The 25,238-nt window shown below is 66.8% G+C and carries 21 protein-coding genes; 14 read left to right on the top strand and 7 right to left on the bottom strand.

The window, feature by feature from the left end; translation table 11 throughout:
• Window positions 1–8: 8 nt before the first annotated feature.
• From HNR05_RS15645 to HNR05_RS15670, 6 genes are all read left to right on the top strand, one after another.
• Window positions 9–1,346 carry a dihydrolipoamide acetyltransferase family protein gene (locus HNR05_RS15645; RefSeq protein WP_179579977.1) on the top strand — a complete coding sequence of 446 codons (1,338 nt, stop codon included), beginning with the start codon at window positions 9–11 and terminating at the stop codon, window positions 1,344–1,346.
• 100 nt (window positions 1,347–1,446) lie between these two features.
• Window positions 1,447–3,231 carry a molybdopterin-dependent oxidoreductase gene (locus HNR05_RS15650; protein ID WP_179579978.1) on the top strand — a complete coding sequence of 595 codons (1,785 nt, stop codon included), beginning with the start codon at window positions 1,447–1,449 and terminating at the stop codon, window positions 3,229–3,231.
• Complete coding sequence (gene moaA / locus HNR05_RS15655) at window positions 3,200–4,288, top strand: GTP 3',8-cyclase MoaA (RefSeq protein WP_179579979.1); 1,089 nt, start codon at window positions 3,200–3,202, stop codon at window positions 4,286–4,288. Before HNR05_RS15650 ends, moaA begins: the two co-directional genes overlap by 32 nt.
• A gap of 1,086 nt (window positions 4,289–5,374) precedes the next feature.
• Window positions 5,375–6,445 carry a tellurite resistance/C4-dicarboxylate transporter family protein gene (locus HNR05_RS15660; protein ID WP_179579980.1) on the top strand — a complete coding sequence of 357 codons (1,071 nt, stop codon included), beginning with the start codon at window positions 5,375–5,377 and terminating at the stop codon, window positions 6,443–6,445.
• 5 nt (window positions 6,446–6,450) lie between these two features.
• The gene (locus tag HNR05_RS15665) at window positions 6,451–7,005 is read left to right on the top strand and encodes a MogA/MoaB family molybdenum cofactor biosynthesis protein (RefSeq protein ID WP_179579981.1); all 555 of its coding nucleotides are present in this window, start codon (window positions 6,451–6,453) and stop codon (window positions 7,003–7,005) included.
• A complete protein-coding gene (locus tag HNR05_RS15670) occupies window positions 7,002–7,481 on the top strand; it encodes a molybdenum cofactor biosynthesis protein MoaE (protein ID WP_343062635.1) in 480 nt (159 codons plus the stop codon). Before HNR05_RS15665 ends, HNR05_RS15670 begins: the two co-directional genes overlap by 4 nt.
• Before the next feature lie 41 nt (window positions 7,482–7,522).
• Here the strand turns inward: HNR05_RS15670 and HNR05_RS15675 are convergent, their stop codons facing one another.
• From HNR05_RS15675 to HNR05_RS15690, 4 genes are read right to left on the bottom strand one after another with little or no spacing between them, the layout of a single operon-like run.
• The gene (locus HNR05_RS15675; protein ID WP_179579982.1) at window positions 7,523–7,762 is read right to left on the bottom strand and encodes a MoaD/ThiS family protein; all 240 of its coding nucleotides are present in this window, start codon (window positions 7,760–7,762) and stop codon (window positions 7,523–7,525) included.
• Window positions 7,759–8,262, bottom strand: a complete 504-nt coding sequence (gene moaC, locus HNR05_RS15680; RefSeq protein ID WP_179579983.1) for a cyclic pyranopterin monophosphate synthase MoaC — start codon at window positions 8,260–8,262, stop codon at window positions 7,759–7,761. The genes HNR05_RS15675 and moaC overlap by 4 nt, the downstream gene beginning before the upstream one ends.
• Window positions 8,259–9,554: a molybdopterin molybdotransferase MoeA gene (locus HNR05_RS15685; RefSeq protein ID WP_343062636.1), complete on the bottom strand. Its 1,296-nt coding sequence runs from the start codon at window positions 9,552–9,554 to the stop codon at window positions 8,259–8,261. Before HNR05_RS15685 ends, moaC begins: the two co-directional genes overlap by 4 nt.
• On the bottom strand, window positions 9,551–10,768 hold the full coding sequence (locus tag HNR05_RS15690; RefSeq protein WP_179579984.1) for a ThiF family adenylyltransferase: 1,218 nt from the start codon (window positions 10,766–10,768) through the stop codon (window positions 9,551–9,553). The genes HNR05_RS15685 and HNR05_RS15690 overlap by 4 nt, the downstream gene beginning before the upstream one ends.
• On the opposite strand from HNR05_RS15690, the gene modA reads away from it, so the two are divergent.
• From modA to HNR05_RS15705, 3 genes are all read left to right on the top strand, one after another.
• The gene (gene modA / locus HNR05_RS15695; protein ID WP_246318424.1) at window positions 10,767–11,651 is read left to right on the top strand and encodes a molybdate ABC transporter substrate-binding protein; all 885 of its coding nucleotides are present in this window, start codon (window positions 10,767–10,769) and stop codon (window positions 11,649–11,651) included. The two genes, HNR05_RS15690 and modA, sit on opposite strands and share 2 nt — an antisense overlap.
• A 143-nt stretch (window positions 11,652–11,794) precedes the next feature.
• A complete protein-coding gene (locus HNR05_RS15700) occupies window positions 11,795–12,538 on the top strand; it encodes an ABC transporter permease (RefSeq protein WP_425485093.1) in 744 nt (247 codons plus the stop codon).
• Window positions 12,535–13,695, top strand: coding sequence for an ABC transporter ATP-binding protein (locus tag HNR05_RS15705; protein ID WP_179579986.1), 1,161 nt, complete (start codon window positions 12,535–12,537; stop codon window positions 13,693–13,695). The genes HNR05_RS15700 and HNR05_RS15705 overlap by 4 nt, the downstream gene beginning before the upstream one ends.
• 10 nt (window positions 13,696–13,705) lie before the next feature.
• On the opposite strand, the gene hutH is transcribed toward HNR05_RS15705, so the two are convergent.
• Window positions 13,706–15,286 carry a histidine ammonia-lyase gene (hutH, locus tag HNR05_RS15710; protein WP_179579987.1) on the bottom strand — a complete coding sequence of 527 codons (1,581 nt, stop codon included), beginning with the start codon at window positions 15,284–15,286 and terminating at the stop codon, window positions 13,706–13,708.
• Window positions 15,287–15,372: 86 nt separating this feature from the next.
• Window positions 15,373–16,506 carry an alpha/beta hydrolase fold domain-containing protein gene (locus HNR05_RS15715; RefSeq protein ID WP_179579988.1) on the bottom strand — a complete coding sequence of 378 codons (1,134 nt, stop codon included), beginning with the start codon at window positions 16,504–16,506 and terminating at the stop codon, window positions 15,373–15,375.
• Window positions 16,507–17,390: 884 nt separating this feature from the next.
• Here HNR05_RS15715 and HNR05_RS15720 point away from each other — a divergent pair.
• On the top strand, window positions 17,391–19,040 hold the full coding sequence (locus tag HNR05_RS15720; RefSeq protein WP_179579989.1) for an HNH endonuclease signature motif containing protein: 1,650 nt from the start codon (window positions 17,391–17,393) through the stop codon (window positions 19,038–19,040).
• Between the two features lie 247 nt (window positions 19,041–19,287).
• On the top strand, window positions 19,288–21,552 hold the full coding sequence (locus tag HNR05_RS15725) for a DEAD/DEAH box helicase (protein WP_179579990.1): 2,265 nt from the start codon (window positions 19,288–19,290) through the stop codon (window positions 21,550–21,552).
• Window positions 21,553–21,852: 300 nt separating this feature from the next.
• Here the strand turns inward: HNR05_RS15725 and HNR05_RS15730 are convergent, their stop codons facing one another.
• The gene (locus HNR05_RS15730; protein WP_179579991.1) at window positions 21,853–22,803 is read right to left on the bottom strand and encodes an EamA family transporter; all 951 of its coding nucleotides are present in this window, start codon (window positions 22,801–22,803) and stop codon (window positions 21,853–21,855) included.
• 219 nt (window positions 22,804–23,022) lie between these two features.
• Here HNR05_RS15730 and HNR05_RS15735 point away from each other — a divergent pair, with 219 nt between their 5' ends.
• The 3 genes from HNR05_RS15735 (at window position 23,023) to HNR05_RS15745 (ending at window position 25,167) form a co-directional block, all read left to right on the top strand.
• Window positions 23,023–23,679, top strand: coding sequence for a hypothetical protein (locus tag HNR05_RS15735; RefSeq protein WP_179579992.1), 657 nt, complete (start codon window positions 23,023–23,025; stop codon window positions 23,677–23,679).
• 123 nt (window positions 23,680–23,802) lie between these two features.
• Entirely contained in the window at window positions 23,803–24,522 is a 720-nt protein-coding gene (locus HNR05_RS15740) for a YcnI family copper-binding membrane protein (RefSeq protein WP_179579993.1), read from the top strand.
• 9 nt (window positions 24,523–24,531) lie between these two features.
• Window positions 24,532–25,167 (top strand): copper resistance CopC family protein, encoded by a 636-nt coding sequence (locus HNR05_RS15745; protein WP_179579994.1) that lies wholly within the window; start codon window positions 24,532–24,534, stop codon window positions 25,165–25,167.
• Window positions 25,168–25,238: the final 71 nt, after the last annotated feature.

The following is a 25,238-nucleotide window of genomic DNA, read 5'->3' on the forward strand; positions in this document are numbered from 1 at the left end:
GAGTTCACATGCCCGAGGTTGTGATGCCACGCCTCTCCGACACCATGGAGGAAGGCGAACTGAGCCGCTGGCTCAAACAGGAGGGCGACGAGATTCATAAGGGTGACGTGCTCGCCGAAATCGAGACCGACAAGGCGACCATGGATCTCGAGGCTTTCGACGACGGTGTGTTGGAGAAGCATCTCGTCGCCGAGGGCACGCTCGTTCCAATTGGAGCACCGGTGGCCGTCATCGGTGATGGCAGCGGGGGCGGTAGCGGGGTGCAGCCCACGGATGCAGCAGGGCCGGTCGAAAAGGCGGTTCTTGACACGGAGTCCTCTCCTGCCGAGTCCGAACCGGGCGAGCCGGCACCTCCCTCGGCCCGTCCGAGCCACGAAACAGCACAGGGGCTGCGCACCTCTCCATTGGCCAGACGAATCGCCCACGAACATGGCATCGACCTTCTGTCGATCACCGGCTCGGGCCCCGGCGGTCGCATCGTCCGCGCCGACGTCGAGCACGCCGTCGCTGATGCGGCTGAAGCGCGCGGCACGGCTGGCACGCCGAGCACTCCCACCCCATCAAACACTCCCTTCCCATTGAGCACGTCGAGCACGTCGAGCACGTCGAGCACCTCCTCCTCGGCCCGTGCCACCGCGAGCACGGCAGACCACGCCCCGACGGACGATGTCGACATGCCGCTGAGCAACATCCGTCGCGTCACGGCCCGTCGGCTCACCGAGAGTCAGGCGGTGCCGCATTTCTTCCTGACCAGCGTTGTCAATGTCGAACGGCTCCTCGCTCTGCGCGCGGAGATCAACGAGCGGCTGGAATCTGCCGGCATCAAGATCAGCGTCAACGACCTACTCGTGCGAGCCTGCGCGGTCGCACTGCGCGCTCACCCGGAGGTGAACGCATCGTGGGGTGAGAACACGATCCGCCGGCACCACCGGGTCAATATCGGTGTGGCGGTGTCGCTCGACGACGGGCTAATCGTGCCCGTGATCGTCGACGCCGACCGTAAGGGGCTCGCCGAGATCGCCGCCGAGGCGCGAGCGCTGGCCGAACGTGCACGGGCCGGTTCCCTGAAGCCGAACGAATTCAGCGGAGGAACGTTCACGATCAGCAACCTGGGCATGTTCGGCGTCGACCAGTTCACGGCCGTGATCAACCCGCCTGAAGCGGCGATCCTCGCCGTCGGTGCCGCGCGGGCGCAGCCGGAGGTGCGAGACGGCGTGCTCGTCACGGTGCCGAAGCTCGCCATGACGCTCACGGTCGATCACCGGGTGCTTGACGGTGCTACTGCTGCGGCGTTCCTGCGTGATCTCACTGGCATCCTCGAGGAGCCACTGCGCATCGTGGTCTGAGTGGCGGGGAGCGTGCTGCGGCGTCTGTCAAAGATACGGTTCGGCGGCATCCCTCAAAAGATGCTGGCCGGGTGCTCTGCGCGTTGCTAGTATCCGAGCCATGGAGACTCCTTCGGACGACCCGCACGAGAATGTTCCCGCCGCCGACGTTGGACCCGATTCGAGGGTCAGCTTCCGAAACGAGCTGGACCGCACGCATTACACTGCCGTCGACGAGGACTGGGCCGGTCACGTGCCCGCGCAATACGGTGTTGCACCGCGGGTACGGATCGGACGAAGCAAATGGTTCAACCTGCTCTGGCTGATTCCGATCGGTCTGCTTCTGATGATCGTCGCCATTGCGGTGGCCAAGGGCATCCGCGACCTCCCGGTCGTGCAGGATTTCATGCGGCAGTTCCCGGGTGCCTCGAAACTACCGGATGACGCGCCAATAGGCTTTCCTGCCTGGCTCGGCTGGCAGCACTTCTTCAATCTGTTCCTGATGACCTTCATCATCCGCTCCGGGGTGACGATCCTCGCCGATCACCCCCGCCTCTACTGGACCAGGCACTCCACGCCCGGAAAAGACTGGTTCCGCATCCAGAAGCCGGTTCCGCCCGACCCGTTGTACACCGCCAAGCAGGACTCAATCACCCTTCCCAATGGGGTCGGTCTGCCGGGACGGCGGCATTCCATTGGCCTCGCTCGGTGGTGGCATTTGGGCGTGGACACCCTCTGGCTGCTGAACGGCATTGTGTTCTACATCCTCATCTTTTCAACCGGCCAGTGGATGCGGCTGGTCCCGCTGAATTGGGATGTCATCCCGAACGCAGTGTCGGTCGCCATTCAATACCTCTCGCTCGACTGGCCGGTCGAGTCGGGCTGGGTGAACTACAACAGCCTGCAACTGATCGCCTACTTCGTCACGGTCTTCATCGCAGCCCCGGCGGCGCTGATCACCGGACTCGGCATGTCGCCGGCCCTGTCGACGCGGTTCCGTGCAATCAGCTCGCTGTTCAGCATTCAGGTGGCCCGGTCGTTGCACTTCTTCGTGCTCTGCTGGTTCGTGATGTTCATCGTCGTGCACGTCACACTGGTGCTGACCACCGGTGCTCTGCGCAACCTCAATCACATGTATGCGTCGCGAAACGACGACAGCTGGGTCGGTTTCTGGATCTTCGCGGCATCGATGGTGGTCGTGATCGTGGCGTGGGTGGCTGCGACACCGTTCACCTACCGCCACCCCCGCGTGGTGCAGAAGGTGGGATTTGCGTTGATCGGTGGGGCGCAGAAGCTGTTTGAGCACATCGATTCCAAGCCTGGTCAGTACACCGAAAAGGACATCTCGCCGTACTTCTGGCACAACGGCAAGTACCCCGAGACCGAGGAATACAAGCAGTTGGAGGCCGGCACGTTCGCGGACTACACGCTGCGCGTGAACGGTCTGGTCGAGAACCCGGTGGAACTCAGCCTGGAGCAGCTGCGCGCCCTTCCCCATCATGAGCAGATCACGCAGCATTTCTGCATCCAGGGCTGGTCCGGAGTGGCGAAGTGGGGCGGGGTGTCGATGCAGAGCATCGTCGACCTCGTCAAGCCCGCTCCCGAGGCGAAGTGGGTGATCTTCTATTCGTTCGCGGTCGGCCCGGATGGCGGTATCTACTACGACGCGCAGCCGATTGAGCAGATGAGCTACGAGTTGACGATGCTCGCCTATGACATGAACGACGACACCCTGTCGTTCGGGCACGGCGCTCCCTTGCGTTTGCGCAATGAGGTGCAACTCGGGTTCAAGCTCGTGAAATGGATCAAGGGCATCGAATTCGTCGAACATTTCTCAGAGGTGGGCGGCGGCTTGGGTGGATACAACAATGACCATGAGTTCTTCGGCTATCGACAGTCAATCTGAGCCGGGGGCGGTGCTCGATGCTCGGGGGCGACCGTTGCGTGACCTGCGCATCTCGGTCACAGACCGGTGTAATTTTCGGTGCGTCTATTGCATGCCGAAAGAAGTCTTCGGCCGGGGTTTTGAGTTCCTTCCGAAGTCGTCGCTTCTCACATTCGAAGAGATCGAGAGGCTCGTTCGGATTGCCGCCGACAACGGCGTCGAGAAGATCCGTCTCACCGGCGGAGAGCCACTGCTGCGGGTTGGGATCGAAGAGCTCATCGCCCGGCTGGCCCGACTCGTCACCCGCGATGGTCGCCCGCTCGACCTCGCGATGACCACGAACGGCTCGGCCCTCGCGCACAAGGCGCAGGCGTTGAAAGAGGCGGGTCTCACGCGGCTCACGGTGTCGTTGGATTCTCTCGACGACGCCACGTTCCAGGCGATGAACGACGTCGACTTCCCGGTGGCGAAAGTGCTGCGCGGCATCGACGTGGCCGCAGCCGCCGGATTACCGGTGAAGATCAACATGGTGGTCAAACGCGGCTACAACGATCACGACATCTTGGCGATGGCCCGCCATTTCAAGGGCACACCGCACATTCTGCGATTCATTGAGTACATGGACGTCGGCTCCACCAACGGATGGCAGGTCGACGAGGTCGTGCCCTCTCGCGAGGTGCTTCGCCGCATTGACGCAGAGCTGCCGCTTGAAGAACTCGCCCCCAACTACAGCGGTGAGACATCGGTGCGCTGGCGATACCGCGACGGCGACGGCGAGATCGGCGTGATTTCCAGTGTCACCCAGAGCTTCTGCCAGAGCTGTACTCGGGTGCGCATCTCGACGGAGGGCAGGTTGTTCACCTGCCTGTTCGCCACCACCGGGCACGACCTCCGGTTGCTGCTGCGGAACGGCTGCTCGGATGCTGAGGTTTCAGACTTCTTCCGCAACCTCTGGCTGGTGCGCAACGACCGATACTCCGACCTGCGTAGCGCGCAGACTACCTGGCGCAGCAGTGGGGTGAGCGCCGGGTCGGATGCCGGATCGAGGAGGATCGAAATGTCGTACATCGGCGGCTGAGACTGCTGCGTGTCCTGATCAGAAGGGTGCTCGACCAGCGGGTGGGGTCGACCAGCGGAACCCCGTCGCTGATCGAGCTTGTCGAGATCACTGGAGTCGACCCTCGTTCGCAATGCGCGTTCGGGGGTGTGCTCGCTGGGTCTCGACAAGCTCGACCAGCGGGGTTGGCTCGACCAAAGGGGTTGGTCGATCGGCGGGGCCCCGTCGCTGATCGAGCTTGTCGAGATCACTCGAGTCGACCCTCATACGCAATGCGCGTTCGGGGGTGTGCTCACGGGGTCTCGACAAGCTCGACCAGCGGGGTTGGCTCGACCAGCGGGTGGGCTCGACCAGCGGGGTGGGGTCGATCGGCGGGGCCCCATCGCTGATCGAGCTTGTCGAGATCACTCGAGTCGACCCTCGTACGCAATGCGCGTTCGGGGGTGTGCTCACGGGGTCTCGACAAGCTCGACCAGCGGGGTTGGCTCGACCAGCGGGGTGGGCTCGACCAGCGGGGTTGGTCGATCGGCGGGGCCCCATCGCTGATCGAGCTTGTCGAGATCACTCGAGTCGACCCTCATACGCAATGCGCGTTCGGGGGTGTGCTCACGGGGTCTCGACAAGCTCGACCAGCGGGGTTGGCTCGACCAGCGGGTGGGCTCGACCAGCGGGTGGGCTCGACCAGCGGGGTTGGTCGATCGGCGGGGCCCCATCGCTGATCGAGCTTGTCGAGATCACTCGAGTCGACCCTCGTACGCAATGCGCGTTCGGGGGTGTGCTCACGGGGTCTCGACAAGCTCGACCAGCGGGGTTGGCTCGACCAGCGGGGTGGGCTCGACCAGCGGGGTGGGGTCGATCGGCGGGGCCCCATCGCTGATCGAGCTTGTCGAGATCACTCGAGTCGACCCTCATACGCAATGCGCGTTCGGGGGTGTGCTCACGGGGTCTCGACAAGCTCGACCAGCGGGGTTGGCTCGACCAGCGGGGTGGGCTCGACCAGCGGGGTTGGCTCGACCAACGGGGTGGGTCGACCAACGGGTGGGCTCCAACCGCGGAGAACTGCCGGCTCCGGAACCTCGACCTCCACCAGGGCATAAGCTCACCGGTATGTGGCGCGCAGCGATCCAACGGCTTCCCCCGGGCTCGTTTGCCTTCGTGATGGCCACCGGCATCATCTCAACCGGATTCGCTGCGATCGGCCAGAGCATCCTGTCGCTTCTGCTGCTAGGGATCGCCATCGGCGGACTGCTCGTGCTGGCAGCGCTCATGCTGGCGCGGTTCATCGTCTTTCGCCGCGACGTGATGCTCGACGCACGCGACCCGAAACGCGCCTTCGGTTTCTTCACGATCGTCGCGGCGATCGACGTGGTCGGCATCCGTCTCTATTCTCCCGAAGCGCCGACGGCCACGATCGTGCTGGGGATTCTCAGCGTGCCGATCTGGCTGCTACTCACCTACGGGGTTCCCGCCAACCTCATGCTGCGACCGCGCACCGGACCGGTGGCCGCCGACATCGACGGAAGTTGGTTCCTCTGGGTCGTGGGCACCCAGTCGCTGGCTACCGCATCGGCAGCTCTCGGGGCCCACACGCGCAGTCCCGAGCTCGCCGCGCTCGCCGTGGCGTTGTGGGGCATCGGCGTGATGCTGTATCTCATGCTCGCAACCCTGGTCACCTTGAGACTGCTGACGGTGCCGAGCGCACCCGGAAACTTCAACCCGTCGTACTGGATCTACATGGGAGCCACCGCGATCACGGTTCTCGCCGGGTCACGCATTCTTCGGATGCCGCAGGATCTTCCGGTCATGCACGTCACCTCCCCGGTGGTCTCCGGCCTGACCTACGTGCTTTGGGCGTTTGGGGTGTGGTGGATTCCACTTCTGGTCATTTTCGGTGTCTGGCGTCACGGTGTGCACCGCGAGCCGGTGCGTTACAGCTCGGGTCTCTGGAGCATCGTCTTCCCTCTCGGCATGTACTCGGTGGCGAGCATGCACTTCGGCGCAGTCGCACAACTGCCGCTGCTGGTCTCGATTGGTGAGGTCGGAATCTGGGTGGCCGGCTTGGCCTGGCTCGTCGTCTGCGCCGGCATGGTGTGGGCCGGAGGGCGCTTTGTGCGGGGCCGACGGCCGATGTCTGCTGGGCTGGCGGCTGACGCCGCTGCGGCAGGGTCGCTACGGTAGGGATCATGACGGAGCAGTCTCCTATCCCGCAGTCGGCTCGCGCTGAGGCCGACGCTGTGCCTGACCTCGTGCGTGCCGCGGTAATCACGGTGTCCGACCGCAGCGCCGGCGGGCAGCGTGCCGACACGTCGGGACCGGGGGCGGTGACCACCCTGCGCGAGAACGGCTACCGGGTTGCCGACGCCGTGGTCGTGCCCGACGGCGAGGCCCCGGTTGCCGAGGCTATCCGCTTCGCACTCGGGGAGGGAGCCCGACTCATCATCACGACCGGCGGCACCGGCATCTCCCCTCGAGATCTGACTCCGGAGGGCACCCGCCCCCTCCTGACGCGTGAACTGCCCGGGATCGCCGAGGCGCTGCGACGCGAGGGCGCGCGGCATACGCCCCTCGCCGTGCTCTCCCGTGGTCTCGTCGGCCTCGCCGGGAGCGGACCGGACGCCACGCAGGCGCTCGTGGTGAATTTGCCCGGCTCGCGTGCAGGCGTCGCCGAGGGCCTCGACGTCGTGCTGCCGCTCGTGCCGCACATCCTGGACCAGCTCGACGGCGGTGACCACGCGTGATTGAGGCTCTGGTCGAGATCTGCCCCACGCCACTGGATCTGGCGGCGCATCTCGCTGCGGTCGATTCGGCCGCGTTCGGTGCGGTGGCCACGTTCATCGGTCAGGTGCGTGATCACGACCCCGATGTGGTCGGCGAGGTCGTTGCGCTCGACTACTCGGCACATCCGGATGCGCCGCGCATTCTTGCCGACATCGTGGACCGGGTGGCGCGCGGCTCGGCCGACGCCGGCCACGAGGTGCGCATCGCGGCCAGCCACCGCATCGGGCACCTGAGGGTGGGGGATTGTGCCCTCGTCGTCTGCGTGGCCAGCGCCCACCGCGCGGCGGCCTTCGACACCTGCCGCGCACTCGTCGAAGCGATCAAGTCTGACCTGCCGATCTGGAAACGACAGTCGCGTGCCGACGGCGCCCACACCTGGGTGGGCCTCCCGGAGGCCGAAGCTGTGGCGTCAGCAGAGGCATCAGCAGAGGCGTAATCCGAGGCACACCCTGGGGAGGCACGGAGCGCTGCGGTGACTCAGCCGCCGGCGAACGGCGGAAGCACGTCGACAGTATCGCCCTCACTCAGCGCAGTCCCGGGATCCTCGGTGAGCGTGCCATTGAGCAGCAGGGAGCAGCGGCCGAGCACCCGCTCGAACGCACTGCCGTGACGCTCGAGAATCATCAGGCGGAGGTCGGCCAGAGTCGATACGTCAAGGTGTTCGCTCTCGGTTCCGGTCGCCTCGGCCGCCCCGGCGAAGTATCGCACGCGGGTCACGATCGGCCCGATTCGGCCGTCGGCGCGGGCCGCACCCAGTCGCCGGACCGACCGCCCGACTTCGCGGTGATTCGGATGCCCTCGATTTCGACTGTGCGGTCGAGACCCTTCACCATGTCGACGATCGCCAACGCGGCCACGGCGACGGCGGTCATCGCCTCCATTTCGACCCCGGTGCGGTCTGCGGTGCGCACCGTCGCGTCGACGCGCACGCCCTCGTCGAGGACGGTCAGGTCGACGGCGGCACCATGCACGCCGATCACGTGGGCCAGCGGCAGCAACTCGGCGGTGCGCTTCGCCGCCTGAATCCCGGCGATGCGGGCGACGGCGAGCACGTCGCCCTTGGGCACGGACCCGGTGCGGAGGGCTGCGATAACGTCGGGCGCACACCGCACGAAGCCGGTCGCCGTGGCCTGACGGATGCTCGGGGTCTTGCCCGTGACGTCGACCATGCGCGCCTGCCCGGCCGAGTCGAGGTGAGTGAACGGTTGGCTGGTCATGATTCCAACAGCATGACATCGACAGGGTCGCCCGGGTGGATTTCTTCGACGGATTCGTCGACGATCGCGAATCCGTCGGCCGCAGCGAGGCTCGCCACGAGATGCGAACCCGAGCCACCGCGGGAGGCGGGGCGCACCCGGATGCCGCCCTCGGCATCCGTCGCAGTGCCGCGCGTCATGCCTGTGTTCGGCGCCCCCGACAGCAGCGTGACCGGAATGTACTGGCGGCGGTTGGGCGGGCAAAGCCAGCCCTCGGCGGCGACGGCTCGGATGATCGGCCGATCAATTTCGCGGCATCCCAGAAGCGTGCGGAGGGCCGGCCGCACGAACACCTCGAACGAGACCAGGGCACTGACCGGATTCCCGGGCAGGGCGAAGATCGGGAGGCCGCCGGCCCAATGGCCGAAACCTTGTGGTTTGCCCGGTTGCATGCGCACCGGCCCGAATCGCACCCCGAGCGGTGCGAGCACCGCCTTGACCACGTCATAGGCGCCCACGCTGACACCACCGGAGAGCAGAAAAGCATCGACCTGGCCCGCGTAGTCGGTGAGCGTCGCACGCAGCAGGTCGTCGTCATCGGGCACGATTCCCACGGCAAGCGCGATGCCTCCGGCTTGCTCGACGGCGGCTGCCAACAGCTGCGAGTTTGAGTCGGGAATCTGACCGGACAGCAGCGGGCGGCCGGGTTGGACCAGCTCACTGCCGGTCGAGATCACTGCAATTCGGGGGCGGCGGTGCACCGGGAGCTCGTGCTGCCCCGCGCTCGCCGCGGCGGCCAAATGCCGCTCCCGAAGCGTGACGCCCGCGGCCAGAACGAGGTCGCCGGCCGAGAGATCACTGCCGGCCAGGCGGATGAAGGCTCCCGGCTCGGGCTCGGCAAAAATGGTGACCCGCTCGGGTGCACGGTCGGTCTGCTCGAGCGGGACGACCGCATCCGCCCCCGGAGGGAGGGGCGCACCGGTCATGATTCGGGCGACGGTGCCCGGGACGAGGGTCGGGGTGGCGGTGATACCGGCGGGCAGATCGGCGACAACCGGCAGCGTCACCGGGTGGCGCGCCCCGGCCCCGCGCAGGTCGAACCGGCGAACGGCGTAACCGTCCATCGAGGAATTGTGAAACGGCGGGATGGCGGTGCGCGCCGTGACCGGTTCGGCGAGCGTGCGGCCACGGGCGGCGGCGAGCTCGACGCGCTCAGCGGGCAGGGCGCGCAGATCGGCGAGAACCAGCGCGCGATACTCCTCGACGCTGAGGCTCGGCGGAGTCTCTTGCAGAGTCTCGGGCAGAGCAGTCACTCGGCCACCCCCGGTGCTGTGGGGGGCCGATGCTCGGACCAGTTCGCGTAGCCACCCTCTAACACGCAGACGCTATCAAACCCGTCGACCATCAATGCCCGCGCGGCCTGGCGGGCGCGGCCCTCGTGCAGGCAGTAGACGATCACCGGTCTGTGCCGCAGAAGAACGCTGCGTCCGGATTCGGTCAGGATATCGGCGAGCGGCAGCAGCACCGAGCCGTCGATGGTGCCCCGCGCGTGCTCGTCCGGCTCCCGCACGTCGATCAGCAGAAAATCGTCGCTGCCGTGTTCTCGGGCGGCCAAACGCCGCTCGAGCAGCTCGACCGACAGCTCGACCGACAGTTTAGCCGTCGGCGTCGGCGCAGAGGGTGCACTGCAGGATGCTGCCGACGCGGGCGGGCGGGCCGGTGTGATCGGGTGGCGCCGCGCGGCGTCGACCTGGCTCGGCCGCAACGGCACCTCAGTCCAGCGCGCGGTCAGCGCATCGAGCACGAGCACCCGTCCGAGCAGAGGAGTCCCGGCTCCGGTGATGAGTTTGATCGCCTCGCCGGCCATGATGCTTCCGACCTGGCCGCAGAGGGCGCCGAGCACGCCGGCGGTTTCGCAGGACTCAGCCCCGGCATCCGTCGGTTGCATCGCAAACAGGTCGCGCAACTGCACGCCGGCGATGCCGCTTTCGGCGGGCGGCGTGCTCCAGAACACCGAAACCTGGGCGTCGAAACGCAGAATCGACGCCCAGACCAGCGGCAGCCCCAGCTCGGCACAGGTGTCGGCGACTAGATACCGGGTGGCGAAATTGTCGCTGCCGTCGAGCACCAGATCGTAGCCGCCCAGAATCGTGTGGGCGTTCTCACTCGTCAGCCGTTCCGGATGGCTGATCACCCGAACGGATGCCGCCAGCCGCCCGATCGACGCGGCCGCACTGGCCACCTTGGGCCGGCCGACGTCGCTCTCACCGTGGATCACCTGGCGCTGCAGGTTGCTCGTCTCCACGACATCGTCGTCGACGATTCCCAGCGTGCCGACGCCGGCGGCCGCGAGGTAGAGCAACGCCGGTGCGCCAAGCCCGCCGGCACCGATCACACAGACCCGCGCGGCGAGCAGGCGGCGCTGACCCAGCTCGCCGATCTGGGGGAGCAGGAGTTGGCGGGAGTAGCGGCGCGCCTGATCAGCAGTGAGCGGCGCGGCTGGGGGGACCAGCGGAGGCAGGGGCATGGTGCTCACGGTAGCTGGTCGCGCCGAGTTTCGCGGTGCTAACATTCGGGCCATGGCGCCGAACCGCTTTCTCGCTTTCGCGGCACTGACGATTGCGTCGCTGACTGCCGTGGCCGTGATCCCGCTTTTGGCCGCCTGCTCCACGAGCTCCGCCGACACGGCCGCAACACACGAGCAGGCCGCGACCGGAACCCCGGGTGCGGTTCTCAGCGGAGACCTCACGGTGTTCGCTGCCGCCTCGCTCACCGAATCCTTCGACGCCCTGAGCGAGTTGTTCATGCAGCAGAATCCGAAGATCTCCGTGAAGGCCGTCTACGACGGTTCGTCCACCCTGGCGACCCAGCTGGTCGAGGGGGCCAGCGCCGACGTATTCGCGTCGGCCGATGAGGCGACGATGAGCCGGGTTGTTGACGCCGGGGCCCTGAACGGCCCCGCGCTCCCGTTCGCGTCGAACACGCTGCAGATCGCGGTGCGTCCGGGCAATCCTCTCGGTCTGACGACACTGTCCGACCTCGGTTCCGCCCGGCTCGTCGTGGTGCTGTGTGCGCCGGCGGTGCCGTGTGGCGCGGCATCCGTGGCCGTGTTGAAAGCAGCTGGGGTGACGGTGACGCCAGCCAGCGAGGAACAGAACGTGAAGGCCGTTGTCACCAAGGTCGAACTCGGCGAAGCAGATGCTGGGCTGGTCTACACGACGGACGTGCAGGCGGCGGAGGGCCGCATTGAGGGCATCCCGTTTGAGGGGGCGGATGCGGCGGTCAACCACTACCTGATCGGATCGCCGGCCGCTGCCGCGAATCCGACGGCAGCCGCTCGGTTCATCGAGCTGGTGCGCTCGGCCGAGGGGCAACGGATCCTCGCCGAGCGCGGCTTCGGGCCGCGATGAGTCGCCTCGGGCATGGTCCGCGGAGTCGAACCGGGCCGGATCTCCGGCCTGGGAATCGGGCTGATACGCGCTGGGCTGACACGCGCCGGGCGGGTACCGTCCCGCGCCTGCTGTACCTGCCGGCCCTCATCGGGCTGGCGCTGTTGACGCTGCCGATCCTCGGCCTGCTCCTCCGGGTTGACTGGGCGACGGTGCCGGCCGCCATCACGTCTGCGGATGCCGTCGATGCCCTGCTGCTGTCGCTGCGTACGGGCGCGGCCGCGACCATCATCTGTGTGATCGTGGGAGTTCCGCTGGCCCTCGTCATCGCGCGCAGTCGGCCGCGGGTGGCCGGACTGCTCCGGGCTGTGACGACCCTGCCCTTGGTCTTGCCGCCCATGGTGGGCGGCATCGCCCTGCTTTACTTGCTCGGGCGCAACGGCGTGGTCGGACAGTATCTGGACGTGGCGTGGGGTGTGCGAATCCCGTTCACCACCGCCGCCGTCGTGATCGCACAGTCTTTCGTGGCGCTGCCGTTTCTGGTGATCGCCGTGGAGGGCGCGCTTCGCAGCACCGGTACCCGGTTCGAGTCCGTGGCGGCGACCCTCGGCGCGAGCCGCTGGACGGTGTTCCGGCGCATCACGCTGCCACTGGTGTGGCCGGGCCTGGTCGCCGGCACCGTGCTTTGTTTTGCCCGGGCGCTGGGTGAGTTCGGCGCGACCGCGCTGTTCGCCGGCAACGCGGCGGGCGCCACGCGCACCATGCCGCTTGCGATATACACCGCATTCAACGGCGCCGGGGTGAGCCAGGATTCGGCAATTGCCCTCTCACTGCTGCTGGTTGCGGTGGCGATCGTGATCCTGCTGGTTCTGCGCATTCCGCGCGTTCAGCGCGCGGAGCCGAAATGAACACCGTGCTCGACGCCCGCCTGAGGGTCAGACGGGGCGACTTCATTCTGAACGCCGCGGTGCGGGTGGCCGCGGGCGAGGTGCTGGCCGTGCTCGGCCCGAACGGCTCGGGCAAAACGACCCTCTTGGCAGCAGTGGCTGGCCTCCTTGTTCCGGAATCCGGAGCGGTCACCGTGTCGGGCCGCCTGATGACCAGCCGTACCGAGAGAGCGAGTCTCTGCGTTCCGCCTGCGCGGCGGGGCATCGGTCTGCTCGGGCAGGAGCCGCTTCTCTTTCCACACCTCAGCGCGGTGGACAACGTTGCATTCGGGCAGCAGGCGCAGGGCATGAGCCGCCGCTCGGCGCTGTCCGACGCACGCGGTTGGCTCGACGCGGTCGGGCTTTCAGGCTTCGAGGACCGAAAGCCTGCGCAGCTCTCCGGCGGCCAGCAGCAACGGGTGGCGATCGCTCGCGCACTGGCCGCCCGACCCCGAGTGCTTCTTTTGGATGAGCCGATGGCGGCGTTGGACGTGCAGAACGCCGTCGCGATTCGCCAGCTCCTGCGGGAGCAACTCACGCGCAGCGGCACACCGGCGATTATCGTCACCCACGATGTGCTCGACGCCCTCGTGCTCGCCGATCGGGCCGCCATCCTGCACGACGGGCGCATCATCGACGAGGGGCCGACGGCGCAGGTGCTCGGGGCGCCGCGCACTCAGTTTATTGCCGCGCTGGCGGGTCTCAACCTGGTGCGCGGGACCCGAGTCAGGGTCGCGGGCGACGCTGGTTTCGATGCTGGTTTCGACGGTATTCGGTTGCCTGACGGACGGATCCTGCGAGGTCACGCCGGGCGCGCTGGTCACGCCGCTGTGTGGCAGGGACCGGGGCCGGCGTCGGCCGTCTTCCCACCGTCGGCCGTCTCCGTCTCCGTCAGCGTGGCCGTCAGCGTGGGATTCGCCGAACCGGTAGTCGACGATCTGCTGAACCGATGGAGCGCCATCATCTCGGCGCTCGAACCATCCTCGGGCGGCATCCGAGTGCGGACCGTCGACGATTCGGGTGTTGCGGCCGAACTCTCCGCCGCCCGTGTCGCCGAACTCGGGCTGCGGACCGGCCTGGCGGTGTGGCTATCGGTGCCGGTGGCCGAGGTCACGATCTTCGCCGACCCACCGCTCTGACGGAACTGCGCTAGAGCAGCGGGCCGACCACCGACACCGCAGCCTGCTTCACCGAACCGGTCTGCACCAGGCCGACAACACCCTCGATCTCGGGCGAGAGAAAGCGGTCATGGCCGGGGCCGTCAGCCACGGTGCGCACGAGGTCGCGCACGGCCCCCGTTGCCGGGCCCGGTACGAGCGGAGCTCGCAGGTCCAGCGAGCGCGCTGCGGTCATGATCTCAATCGCGAGAACCCGGCCGAGTCCGTCGATCGACCTGCGCAGCTTGCGAGCCGCAGACCAGCCCATCGACACGTGGTCTTCCTGCATGGCCGACGACGGAATCGAATCGACGGATGCCGGCACCGCCAGCCGCTTCATCTCTGACACAATCCCGGCAGCCGTGTACTGCGCGATCATGAGTCCGGAATCGACGCCGACCTCGTGCGCCAGGAACGGCGGCAGTCCCTTGTTACGCGACACATCGAGGTGCCGGTCGGTGCGACGCTCGCTCATGCTCGCGACGTCCGCTGTCGCAATGGCCAGGAAGTCGAGCACGTAGGCGACAGGCGCGCCGTGGAAGTTCCCGTTGGATTCGACGCGGCCGTCGAGCGTGACGACTGGGTTGTCGACCGCACTCGAAAGCTCCCGACCCGCAATGAGTGCGGCATGGCCGGCGGTGTCGCGGGCAGCACCGTGCACCTGCGGCGAGCAGCGCAGCGAGTAGGCGTCCTGCACGGTGGTGTCTTCGGGGCCGGCATGACTGGCGACGAGGGGGGAATCGATCAGGAGCGCGCGCAGATTCGAGGCGCTGTCGGCCTGGCCGAGCTGCGGGCGCAGCGCCTGCAGGTCGTCGGCGAAGACCGCATTGGTGCCGAGGAGTGCCTCGACGCTCATCGCGGCGGCGATGTCTGCGGTTGCGAGCAGGGTGGCGAGGTCGTCGAGGGCAAGCACGAGCATGCCGAGCATCCCATCGGTGCCGTTGATGAGCGCGAGCCCTTCCTTCTCGGCCAGAACCACGGGGGTGATGCCGGCCGCAGCCAGAGCCTCAGCCGCGTTCATCGCGGTGCCGGCGGCATCCCGCACCTCGCCCTCGCCCATGATCGCCAGGGCACAGTGCGCGAGCGGGGCGAGGTCTCCCGAACAGCCGAGCGAACCGAATTCGCGCACGATAGGGGTGATGCCCGCGTTGAGCACGGCTGCGTAGGTCTCAGCAGTCACCGGGCGCACGCCGGTGCGACCGGTCATCAGGGTCGACAGGCGCAGCAGCATGAGCGCGCGCACGACTTCGCGCTCGACCTCGGCGCCGCTGCCCGCGGCGTGCGAGCGCACCAGGCTGGCCTGCAACTGGGCGCGACGGTCGGTCGTGATGAAGGTGGTCGCCAGGGCGCCGAATCCGGTGGAGATTCCATAATGAGGATCAACGTCGTTGGCGAGGCCGTCGATGATCTGGCGGGTCGCGGCAACGCCGGCGAGGGCGCCGGGGTCGAGCGAAATCGGGGCGTCGTGACGAGCCACGGCGACGACGTCGACGAAGCTGACGGGGCCGGTGCCCACGGTGACGGGTGCTGCGCTTGCGGGTTCTGCGCTTGCGGATGCTGCGGTGAAAGTCATGCTTCGATTCGACACCACTCGAGGAGCTCAGACCAGCGCTCCGCGCCTGCTCGTGTCTGCGATCCCAGACGGATGCGGGGAGGAGCCTAGTCGCCGAGGGTGTCGTGCAGGAATGCGGCCACGCGCATCCGCACGTCTGCGTCGAGGATACCGATCGAGTGCAGCGCGCCCGGTACCTCGACGAACTCGTGGGCGACGCCTTCCCGGCGGAGCGCCGCGGACACCAGCTGGGCCTGCACGAGCGGGGTGAACTCGGCGCGTGAATTCGCGATGAAGAACGGTGGATCACTGGAATCGAGTGCGCCGGGCGCCGAGGCTTCCGCTGCTGCGGGGCAGTCGCCGAGAGTCTGGCAGCCGAGGTAGCGCAGGGTGATGCGTCGCAGGTCTCCGGCCGGGGTCACACCCGGTGTCTGAGCGAACGGGGAACCGGTCTCCGGCAGCATCGCCTGTGTTTCACCGGCGGCGATCACGGACTCCCTCAGGTCAAGCGGTGCAGAAAGAACCACGACTGCGGCCACTCGTGACCCCTCGGTGAGCGATCCGGTTCCGCGTGCGCCGAGCAGAGCCGCGAGGTTGCCGCCGGCTGAACCGCCGAAAGCGCCGATGCGCTCGGGGTCGATGTTGAATCGTTCAGCATTCGCCGGTTCCCGGAGCCAGCTGACCGCACGGCTCACGTCGTCGATCGCGGCCGGGAACGGGTCTGCGGGGGCGAGGCGGTAGTTCACCGACACGGCGACGAACCCCTCGGAGGCCAACCACACGCACACCTGACGCCAGTCGCTATTGGCCTTGTCGCCGCGAGACCAGCTCCCGCCATGAATCGAGACGACGGCGGGTCGCAGAGCGGGGAGTGCGGCGTCGTTGTCAGTGTCGTGCACGCCGTCCGTTCCGGGCGTGTTTTGCACGCCGTCCGTGCCGGGCGGCAGGCAGACGTCGAGGGCCAGGGGCGTGCCATCCGGCTCAGTGATGCCAGGCGCAAAAGCAATATTGGGCACGACGGTGATCTTGCGTGGCGGCGAGAAAGTACGGATGCCCACGAACTCTGGTGTCACGCGTTCACTCACCGTCGGGGAAGAACTGTCGCTCAGCCAATCGGCCGGTTCGGCCTGAAATCCAGAAAGTAGGGCCGTGCTGGCAAGAGCAAGACTGATCGCGCCGATGATCGCCAGAGGCCGGATGCGGCGAAAGCCGTATCCAACAGATCGACGTCGAGAAGACACATTCGCTCCAGGGTTCGCAACAGTGCGGGTGAATCGAGGATAGGGGGCGGGGGGCTGCGTGGCGAATCGGTCCCGATGCTGCACTGTTGTGGTCAACGCGAGGCGGATTCCCCTCCCGCCGATCGACCCCCCTCCGTTGATCGACCCCCTCCCGTTGATCGACCCCCTCCCGTTGATCGAGCCCCCTCCCGTTGATCGACCCCCCTCCCGTTGATCGAGCCTGTCGAGATCCCGTGAGCCCACCTCGAGACGCGGCGCGTGGTCTCGACACGCTCGACCGACGCTTCGGCGATCGAGTCCGCACGCTTCCGTTGATCGAGCTCGTCGAGATCCCGTAAGCCCACCTCGAGACGCGGCGCGTGGTCTCGACACGCTCGACCGACGGTTCGGTGATCGACCTGCACCCCTCTCGTCGCTCGACCCCCTCTCGTCGCTCGACCCCCTCCCGTTGATCGACCCCCTCCCGCTGATCGAGCTCGTCGAGATCCCGTGAGCCAACCTCGAGACGCGGCGCGAGGTCTCGACAAGGTCGACCGACGCTTCGGCGACCGACCCGCACCCCTCTCGTCGCTCGGTCCCTTCCGCTCATCGAGCGTGTCGAGATCCCGTCAGCCAACCTCGAAACTGGGGGACCGAGGTCTCGACAAGCTCGACCCACGGTCGGCAGTTGACTTCGCACCCTTCCGTTGATCGAGCCCACACCGTTGATCGAGCCCGCCCCGCTGATCGAGCCTGTCGAGATCCTGTGAGCCACCCTCGAGGCCTTGGCCGGGATCTCGACCGGCTACTAGTTCTCGATCCCTCCACAGATATAGCTTCGAGAAGTTATGCACCAATACTGAGAAAAGCTCGTAATTATGTTCGTTCTTTGGGAGAATAGAGCTATGTCAATCACCTCCCCACCCCCCGTCTCCGCCCCGGAGCCGACACCCGCCTCGGGTGCGTCGGCACCGACCGCGGCCATGGTGCTGGCGGCGGTCGAACAGGCCCGCTCTTCTCTGGCGGTTCTCGGCACCGTCAGCCCCGAGGCGTTCACTGACGACGACCTACTCGGTGTGCTCGGTGCGTTCGAAGGCGTCGGCCGGCTCGTCGATGCCGGCCGGGTGGTTGTGGCGGCGACGGTCGAGGAACGCTCCGGCCGGTGGCTTGGCCGTGACTCCCTGGCGGCGAAGCGGGGCTGCACGAGTGGCATCGACCTGATCACCCGGGTCACCCGCATTTCCGGCCGTGAAGCGAAACGCCGTAGCGCGCTCGGTCTGCGAATGCGGGACACGCAGCACGTCGGCACGATCATCCCCGCACTGTTCCCCACGGTCGGTGCCGCGGTCGCTTCGGGCTTGCTGGGGGTGGATGCGGCGGAGGTGATCATGTCCGGTCTGGCCGAGATCTCCCCGCGTGTTGCCCCCGATGATCTTGCGGCTGCGGAACGCGCGTTGGTGTCTGCGGCGACGGGCACGATCACGGCCGAGAATGAGGGTGAGCCGGGCGCGGGCTTCGCATTCTCGGCGGACTCGATGCGGGTGCAGATGTTGCAGTGGCAGGCGGCGCTGGACCCCGACGGGGTGGCACCGAATGAGGTCGAGGGTGAGGCGACGAGCACGATCAGTTTCGGCCGCTTCAAAGACGGAATCTACCCGGTGCGGGGCGGGGTGACTCCCGATCTGTACGGAATCATGAACCTCACCTTCGACGCGTTCATTGCCGCCCGCAAAACCCCCGCGTTCCCCACCGCCGCCGAACAAGCCCGCGACCAGGCCCGCGACCAGGCACGCGACGACCAAGCCGAGCTCGATTCTCACGACGGTCACGACGGTCACGACGGTCCCGACGGACACGACGTATACGACGAGCACCTCCACGACCATGACCATGACGACCACGGCCAGGGTGCAGCCTCAGCTGAGGTGCCTCTTCCCGGGTCGGCCGGGCATGAGTTCGATGACGTCGACACCCGCACGGCCGGTGAGAAGCGGGCCGATATTCTGCGCGGCATGTTCACCCAGCTGGCCCAGGCCGATAACACTCCCAGCATTGGTGGTGCACCGCCGACCGTGGTGGTGCATGTGAACGTGAACGATATTGAAGCCGGGCGCGGTGTCGGCTGGATCGACGGCGTCGACGCCCCCATCTCGCTTCGCACGGTGGATCAGATGATGTGTGCCGGAGGCACCCAAACGGTTCTGTTCGGTCAGAACGGTGAGGTTCTCACCCTGACCGATCCGCAACGACTGTTCAACCGTGCCCAACGCCGGGCGATCCTCGCCCGCGACGGCGGCTGCGGCGTTCCCGGCTGCGACGCCCCCACACAGTGGCTCGAGTTTCATCACGTGATCCCCTGGAGCAAAGGCGGCGTCACCGAGGTCGACAATGGTGTGGCGCTGTGTTGGCGACATCATCACACCATCGAAACCTCCGGCTGGGAGATCCTCATGGTCAACGGTCGGCCCCGCGTGAAGGCCCCGGCCTGGATCGATCCGAGCCGCACCTGGCGTGACGCCAACCGCCACCGCACCGACACCCACCGCCGCGACTGACATTCGCATAGCGATCCACGGTGATTTCTCAGGCAGCATCCGGTAGCGTAGACAAGTCGGCTCTTGACACCGCGCGTTATTGTGTGTGCGGATGGGTTTGTAAGTCAGGTGGGCCGGTTTACCAGTAATCCGCTGGTGATAATCACTGTATGTGAAACGGTCCCGGCCATTGACTGCCCGGGTTCTCAGGTTGCGCCGTATCTCGGCGTCGTTTGCCATGTACTCAACACAACCCAGAAACACCGCTATGGCTCAGAATAAGAAGCCGGCCGCTGGCCGCGCCCCCAAGAATTTCGATCCGAACTACACAGGTGGTCCCCGCAAGGGTGGACCCAAGACGGGCAGCAAGAGCCCCGGTCACCGCGGATTCCGTGCTGACGAGGGTGCGCCCAAGAAGCAGCGTTGGAACGCCGACGAGCGTGCCGCTCGTTCGACCAGTCGCCCCGCCGGCGATCGCCCGGCCTACGGCAATGACCGCTCAGAGCGCCCCGCATCCGGTGGCCGCACCGAGCGTCCCTCGTATAACGACCGTGCCCCGCGTACCGATCGTCCCGCGTACAACAACGACCGTCCGGCACGCGGCGAGCGTCCCTCGTATGGCGACCGGCCGGCCCGAACCGACCGCCCGTCCTACGGCAGCGACCGGCCCTCCTACGGTGACCGTCCGGCCCGTGGTGAGCGTCCCGCGTACAACAACGACCGTCCGTCGTACGGTGACCGTGCCCCGCGCACTGACCGTCCGGCTTACAACAATGACCGTCCGGCCCGTGGTGAGCGTCCCGCGTACAACAACGACCGTCCGTCGTACGGTGACCGTGCCCCGCGCACTGACCGTCCGGCTTACAACAATGACCGTCCGGCTCGCACCAGTAGTGACCGTCCGTCGTACGGTGACCGTCCGGCTCGCACCGAGCGCAGCGCCCGCCCGTCTTACGGCAGCGACCGTGGCGACCGCGGTGCCCGCACCGAGCGTCCCGCCTACAACAACGACCGTCCGTCGTACGGTGACCGTGCCCCGCGCACTGACCGTCCGGCTTACAACAATGACCGTCCGGCTCGCACCAGTAGTGACCGTCCGTCGTACGGTGACCGTCCGGCTCGCACCGAGCGCAGCGACCGCCCGTCCTACGGCAGCGACCGTGGCGACCGCGGTGCCCGCACCGAGCGTCCCGCCTACAACAACGACCGCGCCCCGCGTCGCGAGTTCACCAGCGATCGTCCCAGCATGAGCAGCAGCGGCGACAGCAAGTTCTACCCGAGCCGCGACGATAAGCCCCGCTTCACGGCCGAGGAAGACGTGGTCCTGGAACGTCTCGAAGCCCAGGCCACCACGGCCTCCGATGTCGTCGGCGTCACCTTTGCCGAGCTCGGCCTCGGTGGCAACATCGTGCGCGAGCTCGGACTGCTCGGTGCAGCCAGCCCGTTCCCGATCCAGGCCGCAACCATCCCCGACGTGCTCGCCGGTCGCGACGTGCTCGGCCGCGGCCGTACCGGCTCCGGCAAGACCATTGCTTTCGGTGCTCCTCTCGTTGAGAAGCTGATGGAGAACGACGGTGGAAAGAACCGCCAGCAGGGCCGCAAGCCCCGCGCACTGATCCTCGCCCCGACCCGTGAGCTCGCGCTGCAGATCGACCGCACCGTGCAGCCGATCGCCCGGAGCGTCGGCCTCTTCACGACCCAGATCTACGGCGGAGTGCCGCAGTACCACCAGGTGAGCGCCCTGCACCGCGGCGTCGACATCATCATCGGCACCCCGGGTCGCATCGAAGACCTCATCGATCAGGGCAAGCTCGACCTCAGCCAGATCAGCATCACGGTGCTCGACGAGGCCGACCACATGTGCGACCTGGGCTTCCTCGAGCCTGTGCAGCGCATCCTGGATCGCACCAAAAAGGGCGGCCAGAAGCTCCTCTTCTCGGCAACCCTCGACAAGGGTGTGGCCACGCTGGTCAACCAGTACCTCACCAACCCGTCAGTGCACGAGGTTGCCGGTGAAGACCAGGCGTCCTCGACCATCGACCACCAGGTTCTGGTCGTCGAGCACCGCGACAAGAGCGCCATCATCGAGCAGCTCGCTGACCGCAAGGGCAAGACGCTGATCTTCAGCCGCACCCGTGCCTACGCTGAGCAGCTCGCCGACCAGCTCGAAGACGCCGGCATCCGGGCTACCAGCCTGCACGGTGACCTGAACCAGTCGCGCCGCACGCGGAACCTCGCGCTGCTCACCAGTGGTCGCGTCAACGTGTTGGTGGCAACGGATGTCGCGGCTCGCGGCATCCACGTCGACGACATCGACCTGGTCATTCAGGCTGATGCCCCCGACGAGTACAAGACCTACCTGCACCGTGCCGGCCGCACCGGCCGCGCGGGCAAGACCGGTACCGTTGTCACGCTCATTCCGAAGCAGCGCCAGCGCCGCATGGACGAGCTGCTCGGTCGCGCCGAGATCGACGCCAGCTACGCAACGGCTCGTCCGGGCGACGCAGCAGTTGTGGCCCTCGCAAGCCTTTAAAGCGTCACAGCCAAACAGGGCACCCCTTAAAAAGTGGGTGCCCTGTTTGGGTGACAAGGTCTGCGTGTTTCATGAAAATGCCCGGTGTAGAGTCAAAAATCCACCAGAAATTTTCCGCGTGTTGCTGGCGTGTTTCAGGGCGCGCCCTCTACGCTCAGAGTGTTGCAGGTGTGTCGTTATGCGACATACCCACGCACTTCCTGCCCCAATTCGGGTTTGGGGCAGAGAGAGCGTGTGACACATGTACCGCGGGGCGCCGAAAGGCGCCCCGCGGTTTTCGTTTTGGTTTTTGGTTTTCGGTTACGAGGCGAGCGCCAGCCCGCCGGCGGCCACGAGCGCCAGAACGAGGCCAAGCCACTGCACCGGGGCGATGCGCTCCCGCAGCACCACGGCAGCAAGCAGGATGGTGCCGGCCGGGTAGAGCGCGATGAGAACGCTCATGACGCTGAGATCGCCTGACCGGATGCCGAGCAACAGCAGAATGTTCGCCGTCGCATCCACGGCGCCACAGGCCAGAGCGAGACGCAGTCCGAGGGAACGGTTTCGACGATCGAGTTCAGCGTGCGCGGCCAATTCTGTTGGGGCATCCGTTCGTGCATTCTTTGCGCCAGACGCCCCCCATGAGACGCTCTCACGCCGATGAGCTCTCGTTCGCGCCGTGACAAGAGCACGTATCCCGACGACGCTGAACATGATCGTCGCTGTAACGACACGGTTGATGACCAGGGGAACCACGCCGCTGTCGGTCGGGGTCTGATCGATCAGAATTATGAAGGTGCCGATCATCGCACCTGAGGTGGTGGCCATCAGGATCGCTCGGGGCGTGGGACGCACGGCACCCTTCTCCGGCACAAAACCCACCAGTACGACCGCGATGAGGGCCAGCCCGAGCGCCCCATAACCGATGGGCGCGAATCGATCGCCCCCGATGAGCCCAACCGTCATGGGAACAATGGCCGAGACAACGGCGGTCAAGGGCGACAGGATGCTCATCGGCCCGATTGCGAGGCAGGCGTAGAGCAGCGAGATGGCCAGGGCACCGGTGATACCCGAGAGCCCGGCCCAGAGCACAGCCGCCGGCGACCAGGCCCCGCCGGTCAGGGGGAGCGCGATAAGCAGTAGGAGCAGTCCGCCCGCCGCGGAGAGCGCGGTGGCCAGAATCGCGCTGATGCGCTGGGCAGCGAGCCCGCCGAGAAAGTCAGCGGAACCAAAAATGAGGGCTCCGGAGAGACCCAAGGCTGCGGTCAGCATAAGAATCTCAGCTTACGAGGCTGGCACTGCGATGAGTCCAGGACTCCTGTTCCTGTTCCGGGCGATCGTGGCCCTGTCGTGTCCGCTGATTCGGACCATGAGCGCGTGTGCGACGTGGGGTATCGTGTCGTCCCGACAGCAGACGATGGATGCGGCCCACCGAATTCGGGCCCACCCCAGGCTCGGATAGAGTAGAACGAGACCGGGCAGGAGATCACTATGGCCACACGCTGGGCGCGCATCGCCCGCGGATGGGTCGTTGCCGGATTCTCCACCTTCGTCGCCGCGCTCTCGCACACCGTTGCTGGTGGCGGGGCACCCGCCCCGCTTGCCGTGGTGTTGTCACTCGCCTTCGCCGGAATCGTCTGCATCGGGCTCTCTGGTCGCACACTCTCGCTCTGGCGGGTGACCGTCTCGGTATTCATCAGCCAGCTGATCTTTCATGGACTGTTCTCGTTCGGTGCGCCCGGCGGGGCGCTCGTGCTCGCCGATGCCCCCGCGACCAATCCGGTTCTGGGCCTGCATCAGCACGGTCCGATCGGCATTATCAGTGCACTCGGCGAAAGCGCGTCCGGCCCGCTCGCGCATGCCGGCGCGCATGACTCGACGGGAATGTGGATCGCCCATGCTCTCGCCGCGGTCGTCACGGTCGTGGCGTTGCGCCACGGTGCGGCCGCATTGGAGAGCCTGTTTTCAAGTGTGCGCCTCGGCATCCGTTCACTGTTCGGAGCCCTCGCGGGAGTCTATTCCGGTGTCGCAGTGCCTGCCATTCGTCGCAGAGTCGCATCGACGGCTAGCATCGTGACTCCGCGTGACCTCACGATCGTGCTCTCCGCGATGCGGCACCGGGGGCCACCCGTGCTCAGCGCGACCTGACGCACATCGTCGGGCACCTCACGCAGTCAGACCCCACTCTTCTCTCGCACCCATTCGCGTCCAGGCTCGGCCTGCGCGCTGCCGCATTCGGTCGGCCTCGGTGCACCCCACGCAAGGAATCTCATGAAACTCACCAAGACAGTTATCGCCTCGTCCGCCCTCGCCGCCGGCGCCCTGCTCGCCGTCGCCGTACCGCTCTCGGCCAGCGCGCACGTGTCGATCGACCCGTCGTCGGCCTCGGCCGGTTCGTATACGGTGCTCACCTTCGCGCTGCCGCACGGATGCGACGGCTCGGCCACCACGGCAATCGCCATCGACATCCCCGAGAGCATCGCGAGCGTCACACCCACCGTCAACCAGGGCTGGGATGTCAGCAAGGTTGCAGTCGAACGTGCGAAGCCAATCGAAGACGGACACGGTAACTCGATCACCACTCGTATCGGCCAGATCGTTTACACCGCCAAGACCCCGCTCGCCGACGGCCTGCGCGATACGTTTGCGCTCAGTCTGCAGCTGCCGGCCGACGCCGCCGGTACGACCCTGGAGTTCCCGCTCCTGCAGAGTTGCGAGGTGGGCGAGACCCTGTGGAATGAGTCGGCCAAGGCCGACGGTTCTGAGCCGGACCACCCGGCTCCGGCGATCGCGGTGAGCGCTGCAGTGGCGGATGCCCATGGTCACGGCGATGAGGCCGAGGCCGCGGATGAGACCGAGGTAGCCGGCGAGCATGACGCGAGCGGAGCATCCGATGATGTGGTTGCACGTGTGCTCGGTATCGGTGGACTCGTCGTCGGTGTGGTCGGAGTGGTTCTCGCTGTTACCGCCCGCCGCAAGACGTCGGCGTAGGCTGCACAGATGAGCGGCTTTCGCATCATCTCCCGCGTTGGGGTCGCTGCGTTGGGTGCAGGACTCATCGCGGCACTCCTCACTCTGAACGCGGCGCCTGCGCTGGCGCATAACTCAGTGATCGGCACCGTGCCCGCCGCGGGAGCGGTTGTGACCGCTCAGCCCACGCTGATCTCGGTGACGACGAGCGACAGCCTCGAGAACTTCCCGCAGAGCACGGGAATGCAGATCTCGGGGCCGGCCGGGGCCGCCCCACCGCTTTATTACGGCGACGGTTGTGCCACGGTTTTCGGGCCGACGCTCGAAACCGAGGCGCAGCTCGGGGAGCCGGGCGACTACACGGTGGTCTGGCAGGTCGTCTCCGCCGACGGCCACACCATCTCGGGCGACTTCACGTTCACCTGGCAGCCCGACGCCGCCCAGACGCGGGCTGCGGGCTCGCCGACTCCGCAGAACTGCGCGGGGGTGAACGCGGGCAGCACCCAGGCTCCGCCAACGGATGCCGCCGCCCCCGGCGCATCCGGCTCGAACGACGGCATGCTCTCCGATGTGCTGTGGATCGGGGGGGCGGTGGCCGCGGTGATCGTGGCCACGCTCGTCACCCTGCTGGTGCTGGGCCGCCGCAAGCCGAAACATCCCAACTAAAAACCCTCGCGAGATCGGAGTCGTGGCTCTTCTCACGAGCTGAGAACGACCACAACTCCGGTCTCGCCTCC

Origin of the sequence: Leifsonia psychrotolerans, from assembly GCF_013410665.1 — a bacterium.
Classification (GTDB): domain Bacteria; phylum Actinomycetota; class Actinomycetes; order Actinomycetales; family Microbacteriaceae; genus Cryobacterium; species Cryobacterium psychrotolerans_A.